We start from the raw sequence: 520 nt of genomic DNA, 5'->3' as shown, positions 1-520 counted from the left end.
AGGAAATAAATATGTTTACAGATAAGCAGCTAAGAGCCTTGTTTGGCATTATAACTTTTATATTTTTATGTTTTTTAGGAATTAAAAAAAATCTTTACTTTATTCAGAGTATTTTGACATTCGCATCTGTTTCTTTGGTAATAGTCACAACGGTTTTTGCAATTTTATGCAATTCCAATACTCCTTCTGAATTGCAAAACAACCCAAAATACAAATGCGGAAATACAACAGGTTGGGTGAAACTAACACGTGATTTACAACAATATATGCACCGACTTTTAAATATAATAATTTTAGCGCTTGTCGTTTTAATTTTCCCAAGTGGTTATAAAGAAACTGTTTCTTTGCCTATTTTTTCTAATTACGTAGAGCATAAGCTTTCTTTTTCATTGGATACTATACTTTGGTACTCAGATATTGCTCTTTGGTATTCCTTTTTAGTTTGTGTATTGTTTCTTATGTTACATACACGCAGTTTAATAAATATATCTATTTACACACTACAGTGCTCAGTTAAAAA

General features: G+C 29.4%; 1 protein-coding gene. It reads left to right on the top strand.

Features of this window, described 5'->3' with window-relative positions:
* Positions 1 to 11: 11 nt before the first annotated feature.
* Positions 12 to 520, top strand: a 509-nt coding sequence (locus ACFIKH_RS09420) for a hypothetical protein (RefSeq protein ID WP_375671560.1), incomplete at its 3' end; no start/stop codon positions are given.

The organism is Bartonella sp. SD1336NMGDW (assembly GCF_042193565.1).
Classification (GTDB): domain Bacteria; phylum Pseudomonadota; class Alphaproteobacteria; order Rhizobiales; family Rhizobiaceae; genus Bartonella; species Bartonella grahamii.
Note: the sequence above shows the minus strand (reverse complement) of the source record. Positions and strands in the feature narration are given on the sequence as shown.